Here is a 15727-nt window from a genome sequence, read left to right as displayed (position 1 = left end):
GCTTAACCTTTTAACTGATCCAGATCGTCGACGTTGATGGTGCGCAAGTTACGGAACAACACCACCAGAATCGCCAGGCCAATGGCAGACTCTGCGGCGGCCACGGTCAGGATAAAGAACACAAATACCTGGCCAGCGATATCGTTCAGGTAGTGTGAAAAGGCGATAAAGTTCAGGTTGACGGCCAACAGCATCAACTCGATGGCCATCAGCAGAATAATCACGTTTTTGCGGTTGAGGAAAATACCAATCACACTGATCGCAAACATCAGCGCCCCCAGAATCAGGTAATGAGACAAACCGACCATGATTACTTTTTCTCCTCTGCCGCCACTGCTGGCGCTTCTTCTACTTCGGCGGGCATAGATACAATGCGAATACGATCGCTGCGCTTCACTTTTACCTGGTCTGCCGGGTTCATGGATTTATTGTCTTTACGTTCACGCAAGGTCAGTACAATGGCCGCGATCATCGCTACCAGTAAGACCACGGCAGCCAACTCAAACGGCAACAGATAGTCGGTATACAGCACTTTACCCAAGGCCGCGGTATTACTGTAATTGGCTGGCAGTTCAACGGCCTCGCTAGGATGCAGGTTTTTCTCGGCCAGCACCATCGTCATCTCGACCACCATGAGTACACCGATCAGACCCGCCATGGGCAGGTACTCCCAGAAACCCTCACGCAATTTGTCGAGGTTGATATCCAGCATCATCACCACAAACAGGAACAGCACCATCACCGCCCCGACGTAGACCAGAATCAGCGCGATCGCCAGAAACTCAGCTTCAAGCAACAGCCAGATACCCGCGGCAGTAAAAAAGGCCAATACCAGGAACAGCGCTGCATGTACTGGGTTACGCGTGGTGATCACGCGGATGCCGGAAAACAGCAGAATGGCTGACAGTACGTAAAAAACAATATCGGTAAATAACATGATTATCCTGTCTCGCCTATCGATAGACCTTGTCCTGGGCGCGGTCTTCTGCAATTTGCGCCTCATACTTGTCGCCGACTTCCAGCAACATTTGTTTGGTATAGATCAGGTCACCACGCTGTTCGCCGTGGTAATCAAAAATACGGGTTTCTACAATGCTATCTACCGGGCAGGATTCTTCACAAAAGCCGCAGAAAATACACTTGGTCAGGTCGATATCGTAACGCGTGGTACGGCGGGTGCCGTCGTCACGCTGGTCCGATTCAATCGTGATAGCCATCGCCGGGCAAACGGCTTCACACAATTTGCAGGCAATGCATCGCTCTTCGCCGTTCGGGTAGCGGCGTAAGGCATGCAAGCCACGGAAACGGTTAGATTGTGGCGTCCGTTCTTCCGGATACTGAATCGTAATCTTCTTGGCAAAGAAATAGCGTCCGGTCAGGGCCATGCCTTTCAGCATTTCCACCAACATCAAACTGCCCAATGTATTTTTAATCGAATTCAACATGGTAAGGTTTCCAAAATCCCTGTTTGTGCATCGCCCGGTTTAGTGGAACAAATAAGCCCATTGTGTTTGCATCATCGCCCCAACCACAACAATCCAGACCAGCGTGATGGGAATAAATACTTTCCAGCCCAAACGCATGATCTGGTCATAGCGATAGCGCGGGAAGGTGGCGCGGAACCATAGAAACAGGAAGAGCAGGAAAGCAACTTTTGCCAGCAACCACAAAATGCTGTCTGGCAGGAAAGGGACCGGCGACAACCAGCCACCAAGGAACATCAGCGCAGCCAGCATGGAAACCAGCATCATGTTGGCGTATTCAGCCAGGAAGAAGACGGCAAACGCCATGCCGGAATACTCGACATGGAAACCAGCCACAATCTCGGATTCACCTTCGGCCACGTCAAATGGTGCGCGGTTGGTTTCGGCCACGGCACTAATGAAATACACGACAAACAGTGGGAACAACGGCAGGAAATACCAGTGCCAGAAACCGCCCTCCTGGCCCATCACAATATTACCCAGGTTCAAAGAGTTGGCACACATGAGTACGCCCACCAGGGTAAAGCCCATGGCGATTTCGTAAGACACGATCTGTGCTGCTGAACGCAACGCACCCAAGAAAGCATACTTGGAGTTGGATGCCCAACCGGCAATAATCACGCCATACACCGCGACCGAGGTCATGGCCAGGATATACAGCAAACCAGCATCCACATTCGCCAGCACCAGGGTCGCATCAAACGGGATCACCGCCCAGGCAGCAAACGCTGGCGCAATCGCCAACACCGGCCCGATAAAGAACAATGCCTTGTTAGAAGCCGTAGGCAGGATGATTTCTTTAAACAGCAGTTTCAGGCCATCCGCCAACGGTTGCAGCAGGCCCCAATAACCAACGCGGTTAGGGCCAATGCGCACTTGCATATAGCCAATCACCTTACGCTCAGCCAAGGTCAGGTAAGCCACACCGATCATCAGCGGCAGCACAATGGCCACGATTTTAATCAGCGTCCACACCACCAGTTGCACGTCTGCCCAGTAGGAGCCAAATAATTCAGCAAAGAATTGCATGTTATGCCATCTCGGTCAGTTGTTTTTCGTAAATCGCCACTTGATCGGCCGACGCTTTTTCAATGGTGATATCGCCCATCAGGTCACCCAGGCCAGCCGTCAACGGATGCGCCGCAGCAACACGCACGCAACCCTTGGCCACATGGTTATCCACACGTACTTTAAGTACGGCACTGCCTTTATCCTGACGCGCAACCACAATATCGCCATCCTGCAAGCCCAAGTCGGCCAATTGCTCGGCACGCATGCGCGCCATGGGACGAATGTTGTATTTGGTTTTTTGCAAAGGGGCTGAACGACGCACAATCGGGTCAAACTCGTATTGCGGCACTTCGCCAATGCGTTGTAAACCTTCTTTTTTGATATTGACCTGAATTTCTACCAACTCTTTCAAGTTGTTGTTCAGACTACGCCATACCACTGCAGACGGTTTTTCACCATTAAAGATGGCGTTTTTCACGTCTTCTGAACTGTTGAAATCAAAGCCCGGCAGCCCTAATGTATTGGCCAGTACACGCAGTACTTTCCAGCCTGGACGCGCTTCGCCTAGTGGCCGGGTCACCGCCTGGAAGCTTTGTACACGGCCTTCCATACTCATAAATGTGCCTGAGGTTTCGGTAAATGGCGCAATCGGCAACAGGATATCTGCGTTATCAAGTGCCGCAGACTTATACGCCGTCAATGCAATCACACACTCCGCTTTAGCCATGGCATCGCTGGCCAGGGCCGCATGCTGGCAATCCAGCTCAGGTTCGATATTTAACAGCAGATAAGCCTTGCGTGGCACCTCAATCATGGCACGCGCATGCATGCCCGTGGCTGAAGGCATCACGCCCATCAGGTGCATACCGGTACTGTTGGCAGCTGGCGGCAAAATACCACCTTTAGCGCCTGTGATACCACCGATAGCTTCGGCCATACTATACATTTCGGTAAAACGGGGATCACTCAAGGCCATATTGCCGAGGAAAATACCGACTTTAGGCGCGATCAGGATCAGCTCTTCACTGATACCAGCCAGGCATTCGGCAATTTTCTGTGTGTTTGGACGAACCTGGATTTCTTCCAGCAATGTATTCAGAGTCGGTGGCAAGCACAGTGACAGCTTTTGCAAGCCGGACATGGCTTTCAGAATCTGGCCCAACACGTTCACCATATCGTTAGGACGCACAATGACCTTATGCGCGATATCCATCAATGGGTCGTTATCCAGCGGGCTGACAATGCACAGCTCAGCACCATTCGCCACCGCCTTGCGGATACGCTGTGCCAGTAATGGATGCTCGTTGCGCAGATTAGAACCAATCAGCAGGATACGATCCAGCTCTTCGATTTCCTGGATATTGCAGCCCATCCATGGCGTACCTGTCCGTTTACCATCCAGGCGGAAATCGGTCTGACGCAGGCGGTAATCGATGTTGCCACTGCCCAATCCCTCAGCCAGTTGCTTGATCAGGTAGCCCTCTTCCATAGTGCTATTAGGTGAAACCAGCACACCCAAGGCATCGCCGCCATATTCTTTGGTGATGTCTTTCAACTGACCTGCGGCAAACTCCAGCGCGGTTTTCCAGTCGGTTTCCTGCCATTGACCGTTGTGCTTGATCATCGGCACTTTGAGGCGGTCCGGGCTATTGAGGCCTTCGTAAGAAAAACGGTCGCGGTCAGATAACCAGCATTCGTTAATCGACTCTTTTTCACGCGGCAATACACGCATGACTTTATTGTCTTTGACATGCACTTCAATATGCGAACCCAGGCCATCATGCGGCGCAATAGAAGGTCTGCGTACCAGCTCCCAGCTACGGGCAGAGTAGCGGAACGGCTTGCTGGTCAACGCACCAACCGGGCACAGATCAATAATATTGCCGCTCAGTTCGGAGTTGACGGATTGATCGACATAGGCAGTAATTTCAGCATGCTCGCCCCGGTTGACCAGCCCCAGCTCCTGCATGCCGCCAACTTCCTTGAGGAAGCGCACGCAGCGCGTACACTGGATACAACGCGTCATATCGGTACTGACTAGAGGGCCGATATTTTTATTGAACACCACACGCTTTTCTTCGGTATAACGAGAGCCGGAGGCGCCGTAAGCCACGGCAATATCCTGTAAATCACACTCACCGCCCTGATCGCAAATCGGGCAATCCAGCGGGTGGTTAATCAACAAAAATTCCATCACGCTTTGCTGGGCTTCTACCGCAGATTTACTACGGGTATAGATCTTCATGCCATCAGCCACTGGCGTCGCACAGGCAGGCAAAGGCTTGTTGAATTTCTCTACCTGCACCAGGCACATACGACAGTTGGCGGCCACCGACAGCTTTTTGTGGTAACAAAAACGCGGGATCGCGATACCTACCGCGTCCGCAGCATCAATAATGGTGCTGCCGTGTTCGACTTCTAGTGGTTTGCCGTCAATTTCGATGTTTAGCATGTGATTACCGTTAAGCTTGATAGCGTTTATTTACCATCGACCATGGACTTGCCATGCTGGATGTAATATTCAAATTCAGGGCGGAAATGTTTGATAAAGCTCAACACGGGTGTCGCCGCAGCATCGCCCAACGCACAAATGGTACGGCCGGAAATGTTGTTGCTTAAATCCGTCAGCAGATCGAGATCTTCCATTTTGCCTTTGCCGTCGACGATGCGCTCAATAATACGATAGACCCAGCCGGTGCCTTCGCGGCACGGCGTACATTGACCGCAGCTTTCTTCATAAAAGAAGTAGCTGAGGCGTTTAAGCGTTTTAACCATACAAGTGGTTTCGTCCATGACGATCATGGAACCCGCACCCAGGCTGGACCCCGCCTTGCTCAGACCGTCATAATCCATAGTGGCATTTTCAATAGCACTCGCTGGCATGACGGCGGTAGATGGGCCACCTGGAATCACAGCCTTTAACTGACGGCCTTTCCAGATACCACCCGCCATATCGAGCAAGTCTTTAAAAGGCGTGCCCATTTTGATTTCATAGTTGCCAGGTTTTTCAACATGGCCAGATACCGAAAATAATTTGCTACCACCAGAGTTAGGCACACCCAGATCAGAAAATGCCTGGCCACCATGCTGCATAATCCAGGGGATAGACGCGTAGCTTTCGGTGTTATTGACGTTGGTTGGTTTGCCAAACACGCCATAACTGGCCGGGAATGGCGGTTTAAAACGTGGCTGGCCTTTTTTGCCTTCAATCGACTCAATCAGTGCCGTTTCTTCACCGCAGATATAAGCGCCATAGCCATGCACCGCATATAGATCAAAGCTGAACTCGGAGCCAAACAGGTTTTCACCCAGATAACCAGCCTCACGCGCTTCTGCCAGCGCCGCTTCAAAAATCTCGTAGTCTTGCCAGATTTCACCGTGAATGTAGTTATAACCAACGCGTGCACCCAGGGTATAGGCGGCAATGGCCATGCCTTCAATCAGTTGGTGCGGGTTATAGCGGATAATATCGCGGTCTTTAAACGTGCCTGGCTCGCCTTCATCGGTGTTACACACCAGATACTTAGTGCCATCGTAATAACGTGGCATAAAGCTCCACTTGAGGCCGGTTGGGAAACCAGCACCACCGCGGCCACGTAAGTTAGACACTTTGACCTGGCTGATAATATCAGGCGCTTTTACTTTCTCTGCCACCAGGCGTTTGAGCTGCGCATAGCCGCCCAATTTTTCATAGGTCGCCAGTGAAGAAGGATTATCTTCTGCCAGCGTCCGCAAGGTGACCAGGGTCTGCCCGGCAAGATCCGTCTTGACCACAGGTTTACTATTCAATGTCGCGTTTGAAGTTTTTGCCATGTTCAGCGCCCTAGCCCTTATTTAACTCGTTAATGAGGGCATCCACTTTTTCAGTGGTCAAAAATTCGTGCATATCGCTGTTATTCACATGCAATAACGGCGCACCACCACAACAGCCCATGCACTCGCCCTCTTTCAGGCAGAACTTGCCATCAGGCGTCACTTCGTTAAACCCAACACCGAGCTTGTGTTGCAAATGCTCCACAATCTCGTCCGAGCCTCGCAGCATGCAAGAGATATTGGTACAGATCGTAATCTTGTGCTGACCCACCGGCGTCAGATCGTACATATTGTAGAAAGTCGCGACTTCCAGCGCAGCGATTTCCGGGATACGCAAATACTTGGCAACCTCGGAAATACTTTCCTTGGATAACCAGCCACGTTCCATTTGGACAATCCTCAAGGCCGACATCACTGCCGCCTGACGCCTGTCTTTTGGATATTTCGACAGTTCGTATTCAATCTTTTCAATTGATTCTGCACTGAGCATGCTTGACCCTTACTATCTTTCCGATCCGTGCTATCACGTCGTTCCGGTTATCTGTCAATTTCACCGAACACAATATCTTGTGTACCAATAATTGCGACCAAGTCAGCAATCATATGACCTCGCGTCATCTCATCCAGCGCGGCCAGATGTGGAAAGCCCGGCGCCCGAATTTTCAAACGATAAGGCTTATTGGCGCCATCAGACACCATATAAATCCCAAACTCACCTTTAGGATGCTCTACCGCTGCATATGCTTCACCGGCAGGCACATGGAAGCCTTCGGTAAACAACTTGAAGTGGTGAATCAAATCTTCCATATTGGTTTTCATGCCTTCGCGGTTAGGCGGTGCAATCTTGTTGTCATCCGTGATGACCGCGCCCGGATTTTTGCGCAACCAGTCGATACACTGTTTGATGATGCGGTTGGACTGGCGCATCTCTTCCACGCGCACCAGGTAACGGTCATAACAGTCACCGTTCACACCAATCGGGATATCGAAATCCATTTTGTCGTAGACTTCATACGGCTGTTTTTTGCGCAAATCCCAGGCAATGCCAGAGCCGCGCAACATGGCGCCCGTCAAGCCCAATGCCAGTGCACGTTCAGGCGTTACCACGCCGATGCCCACGGTACGCTGCTTCCAGATACGATTATCAGTCAACAGTGTTTCATACTCATCGACATAAGTAGGAAAGCGCTTGGTAAAGTCTTCGATGAAGTCCAGCATGGAACCCTGGCGGTTCTCATTGAGTTTTTTGATTTCGTCGGCACTGCGGAATTTGGTGGTTTCGTGCTGCGGCATTTTTTCCGGCAGGTCACGATAAACACCGCCTGGACGGTAATACGCCGCATGCATACGCGCGCCAGATACAGCCTCATAGACGTCGAACAAGTCTTCACGCTCGCGGAATGCATACAAAAACACCGTCATGGCGCCGACGTCCAGCGCATGCGCGCCCAACCACAGCAAATGGTTGAGGATACGCGTGATCTCATCAAACATAACACGGATATATTGCGCACGTACCGGCACATCAATACCCAGCATTTTTTCAATCGCCATCACATAAGCATGCTCGTTGGCCATCATGGACACATAGTCCAAACGATCCATATAAGGCACACTTTGCAGATAAGTACGGTTTTCAGCCAATTTTTCCGTGCCGCGATGCAACAAACCAATATGCGGATCGGCGCGTTGAATGACCTCACCGTCGAGCTCCAGCACCAGACGCAATACCCCGTGTGCCGCAGGGTGCTGCGGACCGAAGTTCATCGTATAGTTTTTAATCTCAGCCATGGTGCGCACCTTCGTCACGAATCACGCGCGGCACATTGTTACGCTGCTCTATAGACACTGGCTGATAAATCACGCGCTGCTGCACTGGGTCATAACGCATTTCAACATTACCAATCATAGGGAAATCTTTGCGGAAAGGATGGCCGACAAACCCGTAATCCGTCAGCAAGCGACGTAAATCAGGGTGGTTCTCAAACATAATGCCGTAGAGGTCAAACGCTTCGCGCTCAAACCAGTTAGCTACCGGCCAGATATCCACCAAGGTCGGAAATACCGGAAAATCATCATCGGCAGCAAAGGCACGGATACGCACACGCTGATTCAAGCTCACAGAAAGCAAATGCAATACCACGGCGTAGCGCTGACCTTCCCAACGGCCATCACCGTAATCAGAATAATCCACGCCACATAAGTCAATCAGCTGTTCAAATTTAAGCTCAGCATGTGTTTTCAATCGTTCAGTCACAGCCAACAGGTGCTTCACATGGACTTCTACTGTGATTTCACCCAGCTTTTGCTCCAGCCTGACCACACCATCACCCAAGGCCAACTTGAGCTGCGCGGACAAATGTTCGAGTTTTGCGGACATAGTTTAATTTCTTGGGCTTAAGTATTCTGGATAATCGGTCAACATCAGGTTCTGGCGATGGTGTTGGTACGTCTGATTTTCTTTTGCAACTGGATAATGCCGTATAACAAGGCTTCAGCTGTAGGCGGGCAACCAGGCACATAAACATCCACGGGCACGATGCGGTCACAGCCACGCACCACAGCATAAGAATAATGATAATAGCCACCACCGTTGGCACAGCTGCCCATGGAGATTACCCAGCGTGGCTCAGCCATCTGATCGTAAACCTTGCGCAAGGCAGGTGCCATTTTGTTCACCAGCGTACCGGCGACAATCATCACGTCAGACTGGCGCGGACTCGGGCGGAACACAATGCCAAAGCGGTCCAGATCGTAACGCGAAGCACCAGCATGCATCATTTCCACGGCACAACAGGCCAGACCAAACGTCATCGGCCATAAAGAGCCCGTGCGAGTGTAGTTAATCACCGTGTCTAGCGTGGTAGTGACAAACCCTTTTTCCAATACGCCTTCAATGCTCATTTTGCATTAATCCCATTCAAGGGCGCCCTTCATCCATTCAAAGATGAAGCCGACCACCAATACAAACAAAAAGACCATCATTGCCCAGAAGCCGGCAGACCCAATTTCCTGAATCACCACCGCCCACGGGAAAAGAAATGCAATTTCGAGATCAAACAGAATAAACAGAATGGCGACCAGATAATAACGTACATCGAACTTCATACGCGCATCTTCAAACGCTTCAAAGCCGCACTCATAAGGGGAGTTTTTTTCCGCATCAGGTTTGTGCGGAGAGAGAATTTTACCTGCAATCAGCGGCCCCAAGCCTACGCCCAGGCCGACCAGGATAAACATCAGAATTGGGAAATAGTTTTCTAACACTGATTTGCCTTAATCGATCATGTTAACAAGTGATTTCAATGCATCATGCCCAACAGCACATTGAAATACTCCCAAATAACCAATTCCCATCCAGCCACGTCGCAAAACAACATGGGACTGGTGCCGTCGGCGAGACTCGAACTCGCACGACTTTCGTCACTACCCCCTCAAGATAGCGTGTCTACCAATTCCACCACGACGGCTAAGTATTAATTAGGAATATCTTTGGGTGTATTTTCAACTGGCTTAACCGCTTCCGCAGCTTCACCTTTGGCCGGAGCCTGTTGTGTCAACGCAGATTTAACCACGCTGCCAGAACTTGCTTTATGACTGGACATAAATGCCAGCGTCAAGCTAGTTGCAAAAAACACTGTAATAAAAATCGATGTCAGCTTGCTGAGCAAGTTAGAAGAGCCGGACACCCCGAACAAACTGCCGGAGGCACCACTTCCAAAGGCGGCACCCATATCGGCGCCCTTGCCATGCTGTAATAAGACCAAGCCAATCACGGCAGCGGCTGCCAGCACATGAATGACGAGAATGACATTTTCCATATTTCTTTAATCCATAATTAAATAACGATTAAGCTTTTGGCATCTTCGCTATCTAGATGACGCTGTTTTCAGGAACGGCCTGACATATTTTTATAAATTGCTCAACATCTAGAGAGCAACGGCCGACCAGCGCGCCATCTATTTCCTTCTGATTTAATAATTGTACCGCATTTTGCGGGTTTACGCTGCCCCCGTAGAGGATTTTTAAGCTATCCGCCGCGGTTTTATCTGCGGCAGCAACGGTGTCACGAATAAACTGGTGCATGGCCACAGCTTGCTCAGCGGAGGCCGCCAGGCCGGTGCCGATAGCCCAGATCGGTTCGTAAGACACAATAGTGTGCGCAAACGCCTCACCACCAAACAACCGGATAATGGTTTCAAGCTGCTTGCCAACCACACGCTCCATCACGCCAGCTTCACGCTCCAGCAAAGTTTCACCAACACACAAGATCGGGATTAAGCCATGACGTTTGGCCATCATGAATTTTTCGGCAATATTTTCATCCGACTCGCAATAGGCAGTACTACGCTCGGAGTGGCCGATAATGACATGGTGTGCACCAAAGTCACGCAGCATTTCCGCGCTCACTTCGCCGGTATAAGCGCCCTCTTCATACTTGGCAATATTTTGCGCCCCCCAGGCAACGGCGGTGCCGGCCAGCGCAGATTGCACTTGCGCCAGATAAGGGTAAGGCACACACACCACCACATCGGTTTGCGGTAAGGATTGCAAGCCTTGCAGATAGCCATCAAGCAGCGCCTGGTTGCGGACCAGGCTGCCATGCATTTTCCAATTGGCAACAACAAGTTTGCGTGGGGATAAGGGAGTGATATCAGAGCGGGACATGCAGAAATTAACTCACAATGTACAGAGCGTTAGTTCGGTTGAATTCGCGTTGCGCGAATTTTACGCCCGCATACAGTGAGCGGCAAGCACAACAGGGCATATTGCAACGAATCGGCAGCATTCGTGCAACACACCCGTTGCGAATCCATTAAGCCGTTAAAAACGGATAGTCAGTATAGCCATGCTCGGTACCACCATAAAAAGTCGCTGAGTCTGCTGCATTGAGGGACGCATTGCTAGCAAAACGCGCCACCAGATCGGGGTTGGCAATAAACGGCACCCCGTAAGCCACCGCATCGGCATGACCGCTGGCAATCGCCGCATCACCGCGCGCCTTGTCATAACTCAGGTTAGCGATATAGCCATTATTAAACAGCTGACGGAATGTCGCAAAGTCAAACGGCTCAGACTCACCCCCGCCATGAATGCCACCTTCCACAGCATGCAGGTAAGCCAGGTTGAATGGATTCAATGCCTGCGCAACATAATTGAACGTCTGTTGCGGCTGACTATCTCGCATGTCATTGAATGGATTCACCGGAGATAAACGTACACCGACTTTATCGGCGCCTATGGTATTGACCACAGTCTGCACCACCTCCAGCAAAAGGCGCGTACGGTTTTCAAGGGAGCCGCCATATTGATCCTGGCGCTGATTGCTACCATCACGCAAAAACTGGTCTAGCAGATAGCCATTCGCCGCATGCACTTCCACGCCATCAAACCCCGCTGCAATGGCACAACGTGTGGCGTGCACATAATCCTGCACAATGCCAGCCAACTCAGCAACATCCAACGCCCGCGGCGTCACGTAATCTTGCAAACCCTGATAAGTAAACGCCTGACCGGCAGGCTTCAAGGCCGAAGGCGCGACAGGTGTAGCCTGGTTAGGCAGTAAGCTAGGGTGTGAAATACGCCCCACATGCCACAACTGAATCACAATTTTGCCGCCCTTGGCATGCACGGCATCAGTGACTTTTTTCCAGCCCGCGACTTGTGCGTCCGTATAAATGCCTGGCAACGCCGGATAACCATGCGCCATTGGCGAGATCGGCGTGGCCTCAGTAATAATCAGGCCTGCCGTTGCGCGCTGCTCGTAATAGGTGACGTTCATTGCCTGCGGCACACCGCCCTCGCCCGCACGGTTGCGCGTCAGTGGCGCCATGACCACACGGTTTTGCAAGGCAATGTTGCCTAACTTGACTGGGGAAAACAAATCCAATGCCATTTACCTGCTCCCTTAAAGGTCAGTAGTCGCGCAGGCACTTCGCCCGCGCAGCCACTTGCTTAATTACGCTTATTTAGCTTTCACGCCTTCAATCAGCAAGGTGATTTCAATATCATCCCCCACAGGCGCGTTCGCACCTGCTGCCCAGCCAAAACCATAATCTGAAGCCTTGATAGTCAAATGACCTTCAAAACCCGCACGTTGGCCGCCCCATGGGTCTGAACCATAACCCAATACTTTGACCGGAATATCCACCACTTTGGTCACACCATGGATGGTCAATTTGCCTTGCATCACCGCCTGCGTCTGGCTGCTGGCAGTAAACTTTGTGCTTTCAAACAGAATTTGCGTGTACTTGCCCACATCTAGGTATTTATCCGCCTTGATATGCTCGTCACGCTTGCCGAAACCGGTATTCACACTGCTGACATTAATCGCCGCACGTACAGTTGCCGTATTCAGGTTGGCAGGATCCAGCGTCACCACACCGGTCACATCGTTAAAAGTACCCGTAGTTTTTGACACCACATGGCGAATGCTGAAGTTAGCAAAGCTATGGGTAGCATCGATGTTGTAGGTATCGGTCGCCGCCCACACCTGTGAAGCTGTCAACAACCCCAGCGCAAGAATGATTTTTTTCACTTATAGTCTCCTTTGTTTTTAGTTAATCGCTACGTTATGCAGATTTTGAAAATCGCTTGGTCGTCGTTGCCACACGCTCACCCAAGTGCTCAGCTGTCAGCAAATCACTCTGAATCGGCGCCAAATCCGGGCCTTGATCGGAGTTGGCCTGCGCCATGGCGCCCAAAAAGCTACCCAAACGATTTAAGTCGTTGACCGAACCATTGCTGTGATTGTTCCCCGGCAGCAAACCCAAACTGACCCAAATCATGCCATGCTGGGCTGCGAACACTGACAATTGCGCCAAGGTATTCAATTTATCGCCACTCTGGCTGGCTGAAGTGGTGAAACCTGCGGCAATTTTGTCTTGCCAGTCACGCGTGTACCAGGCTTTAGAACTGGCATCCATAAAGGCTTTAAATTGCGCAGAAGCAGAGCCCATATAGGTTGGGCTACCAAAAATAATCGCATCACTGGCCTTGAGCAAATCCCATTGCCGCTGCGCTTCATCCACCGTCAGCAGATTCACCGTCACGCCCGCCACTTTTTGTGCGCCACGTGCCACTGCTTTGGCCTGCTCAGCCGTGTGCCCATAACCACTATGATAAACAATTGAAACCTGAGTCATTTTTTAGCTCCTTATCAATAATTCAAAATCAATAATTCAAACGATTATTCGCCAACTTGTGGCAAATCAAACCACAACACTTCACTCTCATTGACAGCGCGCATACTCAACTCACTCGCCGCATCCACCATGAGCGCATCCCCCGCTTGCAGGCGCTGGCCATCAATCTCTACTTCGCCGCGGGCAATATGCAGATAAGCGGAGCGACCGGCCATGACATGAACAGGCAAAGCCGCATCGGCCGTCAGCACAGTGGCATACAGTGACACATCCTGATGCACTTTTAATGACCCTGCCTGCGCACCAGGCGAAGCAATCAGCGCCCAGCGGTTTTGCTTATCTTTGAGCGAAATGGTTTTGTCTTCATAACCGGGTGGCAGCCCCAAAGTGTCAGGCGTAATCCATATCTGCAACAAATGTGCGGTCGTTTCTGCGGAGGCATTCATCTCGCTATGGCGCACACCCGTGCCCGCCGTCATGCGCTGTACATCCCCGGCACGTATCACTTCACTATGGCCCATGCTGTCGGTATGCCGCAGTTCACCTGCCAGCATATAGGTAATAATCTCCATGTCCTGATGGCCATGCATACCAAAACCGGTCGTTGGCGCAACTTTGTCATCATTGATCACGCGCAACACCGAATATCCCATATGCTCAGGGTCGTAATAACTGGCGAATGAAAAGCTGTGAAAGCTTTCCAGCCAGCCATGGTTAGCGTAACCACGTGTATTGGAAGGGCGAACATGTAACATTTATTCACTCCATTTGAAAGATTAACTGTATGATAAAAAAACACTTAATCTTTTGATAGCAAAACATTTTGCATCTCTTGTTCAGTTTTTTTGATTAACCTCACATGACAATCAAACTCAGTCTCGAAGCCCTCGAAGTCATTGATGCCATTGACCGCAAAGGCAGCTTTGCCGCCGCAGCCGAATCCCTTTATCGCGTGCCCTCTGCGCTAACCTATACCATTCGCAGGCTGGAAGAAGATCTGGGGCTGGAATTATTTGACCGCAGCGGTCATCGCGCCACGCTCACACAAGCAGGCCTCGAACTGCTGAAAGAAGGCCGCTACTTGCTGGATGCGGCACACACACTGGAACGACGCGTGCAGCGTATTGCTACGGGCGTAGAAACCGACATTACGATTGCTGTCAGCGACCTGTTCGACTTCAAACCCATCCTGCATATCCTGCAAGACTTTTACCAGCAAGAATTCGGCACCCGCGTCAAATTGCTGCGTGAAGTCTATGGTGGCAGCTGGGACGCATTACAATCCGGCCGGGCTGATATTTCAATCGGCGCGCCCGGTGATGCGCCACCCGGTGGGGTATTCTCCACCCATTTGCTCGGCCAACTGGAATTTGTATTTGCAGTTGCCCCGCATCATCCACTGGCCGCCCTGCCGGAACCCTTGAGTGCCAGCGATATCGTGCAACATCGCGTGGTAGCCGCGGCCGACAGCTCACGTAACCTGCCACCACGCACCTCAGGCATTCTCTCCGGCCAGGATATTTTGACCGTCCCGGACATGCAAACCAAATTGCAGGCACAAATTTCCGGCATTGCCATTGGCTACCTGCCAAAATCCCTGGCCCAGGCCGCCGCAGAAAACGAGCAACTCATAATTAAACAGGTATCTGAACCCAAGCCGGTTGGCCCCACATTTATTGCCTGGCGCCAGCAACGTCCATCTGAGATGGGCAAAGCCATGCAGTGGCTGCTAAAACAATGTTCGCAACTACCATTGGAGCAATTGCTGAGCAAATGATTTATCATCATCGATGTATGATGAAATGGACGCAATATGTCACAAGAACAACTGCCTGAAGAATTCGAACCGCTTAACCGTATTGCCATTAAAGCCATGCTTTGGCTAAATGGACTGGCGCATATCATTATTGGATTGGCGCTGGCGACTTCAGTCATCATGTTCACCTGGCTGTTTTTTCTCGACGTCAAAGAAGCTGCCTACGCCCACAACCTGGTACATGGCTTTTTGCGTGCACTAGGCACGCTGATGTTGCTCTGGTCGATCTCGGCCCTGATTTCTGCTGAAATCCGCTATCTGCGCGGCCACAAACTGCTGGTAGAAACCTTTATTGAAGTCGTACTGGTCATGTTTTTGCGCAAACTGATCGTGCTACCGGTACAAGATGCCACACCTACCTATGAAGAAATCGGCATCTGGCTGGCAGGTGCTTTTATTATGGGGCTGGTGTATATCCTGATTCGTCTGGCCGATAAAAGCAGCAGCAGGTAACCAGC

Annotated in this window: 19 protein-coding genes and 1 tRNA gene; 2 read left to right on the top strand and 18 right to left on the bottom strand. The window is 51.0% G+C overall.

The genetic code is table 11. The features are described from left to right. Window positions 1-2: 2 nt before the first annotated feature. The 18 genes from nuoK to MET42_RS0105435 form a co-directional block, all read right to left on the bottom strand. Complete coding sequence (nuoK, locus tag MET42_RS0105520) at window positions 3-308, bottom strand: NADH-quinone oxidoreductase subunit NuoK (protein WP_019881823.1); 306 nt, start codon at window positions 306-308, stop codon at window positions 3-5. A 2-nt stretch (window positions 309-310) separates the two neighbouring features. Beyond that, a complete protein-coding gene (locus MET42_RS0105515; RefSeq protein ID WP_019881822.1) occupies window positions 311-937 on the bottom strand; it encodes an NADH-quinone oxidoreductase subunit J in 627 nt (208 codons plus the stop codon). Between the two features lie 16 nt (window positions 938-953). Then, window positions 954-1445 carry an NADH-quinone oxidoreductase subunit NuoI gene (gene nuoI, locus MET42_RS0105510; protein WP_019881820.1) on the bottom strand — a complete coding sequence of 164 codons (492 nt, stop codon included), beginning with the start codon at window positions 1443-1445 and terminating at the stop codon, window positions 954-956. Between the two features lie 39 nt (window positions 1446-1484). Further along, the gene (gene nuoH, locus MET42_RS0105505) at window positions 1485-2513 is read right to left on the bottom strand and encodes an NADH-quinone oxidoreductase subunit NuoH (RefSeq protein ID WP_019881819.1); all 1029 of its coding nucleotides are present in this window, start codon (window positions 2511-2513) and stop codon (window positions 1485-1487) included. 1 nt (window position 2514) lies between these two features. Continuing rightward, window positions 2515-4947 carry an NADH-quinone oxidoreductase subunit NuoG gene (nuoG, locus tag MET42_RS0105500; protein ID WP_019881818.1) on the bottom strand — a complete coding sequence of 811 codons (2433 nt, stop codon included), beginning with the start codon at window positions 4945-4947 and terminating at the stop codon, window positions 2515-2517. 26 nt (window positions 4948-4973) lie between these two features. Further along, window positions 4974-6308 (bottom strand): NADH-quinone oxidoreductase subunit NuoF, encoded by a 1335-nt coding sequence (gene nuoF, locus MET42_RS0105495; protein WP_019881816.1) that lies wholly within the window; start codon window positions 6306-6308, stop codon window positions 4974-4976. Between the two features lie 10 nt (window positions 6309-6318). Then, window positions 6319-6798, bottom strand: a complete 480-nt coding sequence (gene nuoE / locus MET42_RS0105490) for an NADH-quinone oxidoreductase subunit NuoE (protein WP_019881815.1) — start codon at window positions 6796-6798, stop codon at window positions 6319-6321. A 47-nt stretch (window positions 6799-6845) separates the two neighbouring features. Then, window positions 6846-8099 (bottom strand): NADH-quinone oxidoreductase subunit D, encoded by a 1254-nt coding sequence (locus tag MET42_RS0105485; protein ID WP_019881814.1) that lies wholly within the window; start codon window positions 8097-8099, stop codon window positions 6846-6848. Then, window positions 8092-8688 carry an NADH-quinone oxidoreductase subunit C gene (locus MET42_RS0105480; RefSeq protein WP_019881813.1) on the bottom strand — a complete coding sequence of 199 codons (597 nt, stop codon included), beginning with the start codon at window positions 8686-8688 and terminating at the stop codon, window positions 8092-8094. Before MET42_RS0105480 ends, MET42_RS0105485 begins: the two co-directional genes overlap by 8 nt. A gap of 44 nt (window positions 8689-8732) precedes the next feature. Further along, the gene (locus MET42_RS0105475) at window positions 8733-9212 is read right to left on the bottom strand and encodes an NADH-quinone oxidoreductase subunit B family protein (RefSeq protein WP_019881812.1); all 480 of its coding nucleotides are present in this window, start codon (window positions 9210-9212) and stop codon (window positions 8733-8735) included. Window positions 9213-9218: 6 nt separating this feature from the next. Beyond that, window positions 9219-9548 carry an NADH-quinone oxidoreductase subunit A gene (locus tag MET42_RS0105470; protein ID WP_019881811.1) on the bottom strand — a complete coding sequence of 110 codons (330 nt, stop codon included), beginning with the start codon at window positions 9546-9548 and terminating at the stop codon, window positions 9219-9221. Between the two features lie 145 nt (window positions 9549-9693). Continuing rightward, window positions 9694-9778 (bottom strand) — tRNA-Leu (locus MET42_RS0105465). A 6-nt stretch (window positions 9779-9784) separates the two neighbouring features. Further along, on the bottom strand, window positions 9785-10129 hold the full coding sequence (gene secG, locus MET42_RS0105460) for a preprotein translocase subunit SecG (RefSeq protein WP_019881810.1): 345 nt from the start codon (window positions 10127-10129) through the stop codon (window positions 9785-9787). Between the two features lie 52 nt (window positions 10130-10181). After that, window positions 10182-10976 carry a triose-phosphate isomerase gene (tpiA, locus tag MET42_RS0105455; RefSeq protein ID WP_051089054.1) on the bottom strand — a complete coding sequence of 265 codons (795 nt, stop codon included), beginning with the start codon at window positions 10974-10976 and terminating at the stop codon, window positions 10182-10184. Window positions 10977-11124: 148 nt separating this feature from the next. Continuing rightward, a complete protein-coding gene (locus MET42_RS0105450) occupies window positions 11125-12204 on the bottom strand; it encodes an alkene reductase (protein WP_019881807.1) in 1080 nt (359 codons plus the stop codon). A 69-nt stretch (window positions 12205-12273) separates the two neighbouring features. Continuing rightward, window positions 12274-12846 (bottom strand): YceI family protein, encoded by a 573-nt coding sequence (locus MET42_RS0105445; protein ID WP_019881806.1) that lies wholly within the window; start codon window positions 12844-12846, stop codon window positions 12274-12276. A gap of 34 nt (window positions 12847-12880) precedes the next feature. Further along, window positions 12881-13453, bottom strand: a complete 573-nt coding sequence (locus tag MET42_RS0105440; RefSeq protein WP_019881805.1) for a flavodoxin family protein — start codon at window positions 13451-13453, stop codon at window positions 12881-12883. 44 nt (window positions 13454-13497) lie between these two features. Beyond that, window positions 13498-14208, bottom strand: coding sequence for a pirin family protein (locus MET42_RS0105435; RefSeq protein WP_019881804.1), 711 nt, complete (start codon window positions 14206-14208; stop codon window positions 13498-13500). 104 nt (window positions 14209-14312) lie between these two features. Here MET42_RS0105435 and MET42_RS0105430 point away from each other — a divergent pair, with 104 nt between their 5' ends. Both MET42_RS0105430 and MET42_RS0105425 read left to right on the top strand, forming a co-directional pair. Continuing rightward, window positions 14313-15230, top strand: a complete 918-nt coding sequence (locus tag MET42_RS0105430) for a LysR family transcriptional regulator (protein WP_019881803.1) — start codon at window positions 14313-14315, stop codon at window positions 15228-15230. 36 nt (window positions 15231-15266) lie between these two features. Next, entirely contained in the window at window positions 15267-15722 is a 456-nt protein-coding gene (locus MET42_RS0105425; protein ID WP_019881802.1) for a phosphate-starvation-inducible PsiE family protein, read from the top strand. Window positions 15723-15727 lie beyond the last annotated feature (5 nt).

This window comes from Methylophilus sp. 42 (assembly GCF_000384155.1).
Taxonomy (GTDB): Bacteria; Pseudomonadota; Gammaproteobacteria; order Burkholderiales; family Methylophilaceae; genus Methylophilus.
This window is presented reverse-complemented; position numbering and strand designations above follow the sequence as displayed.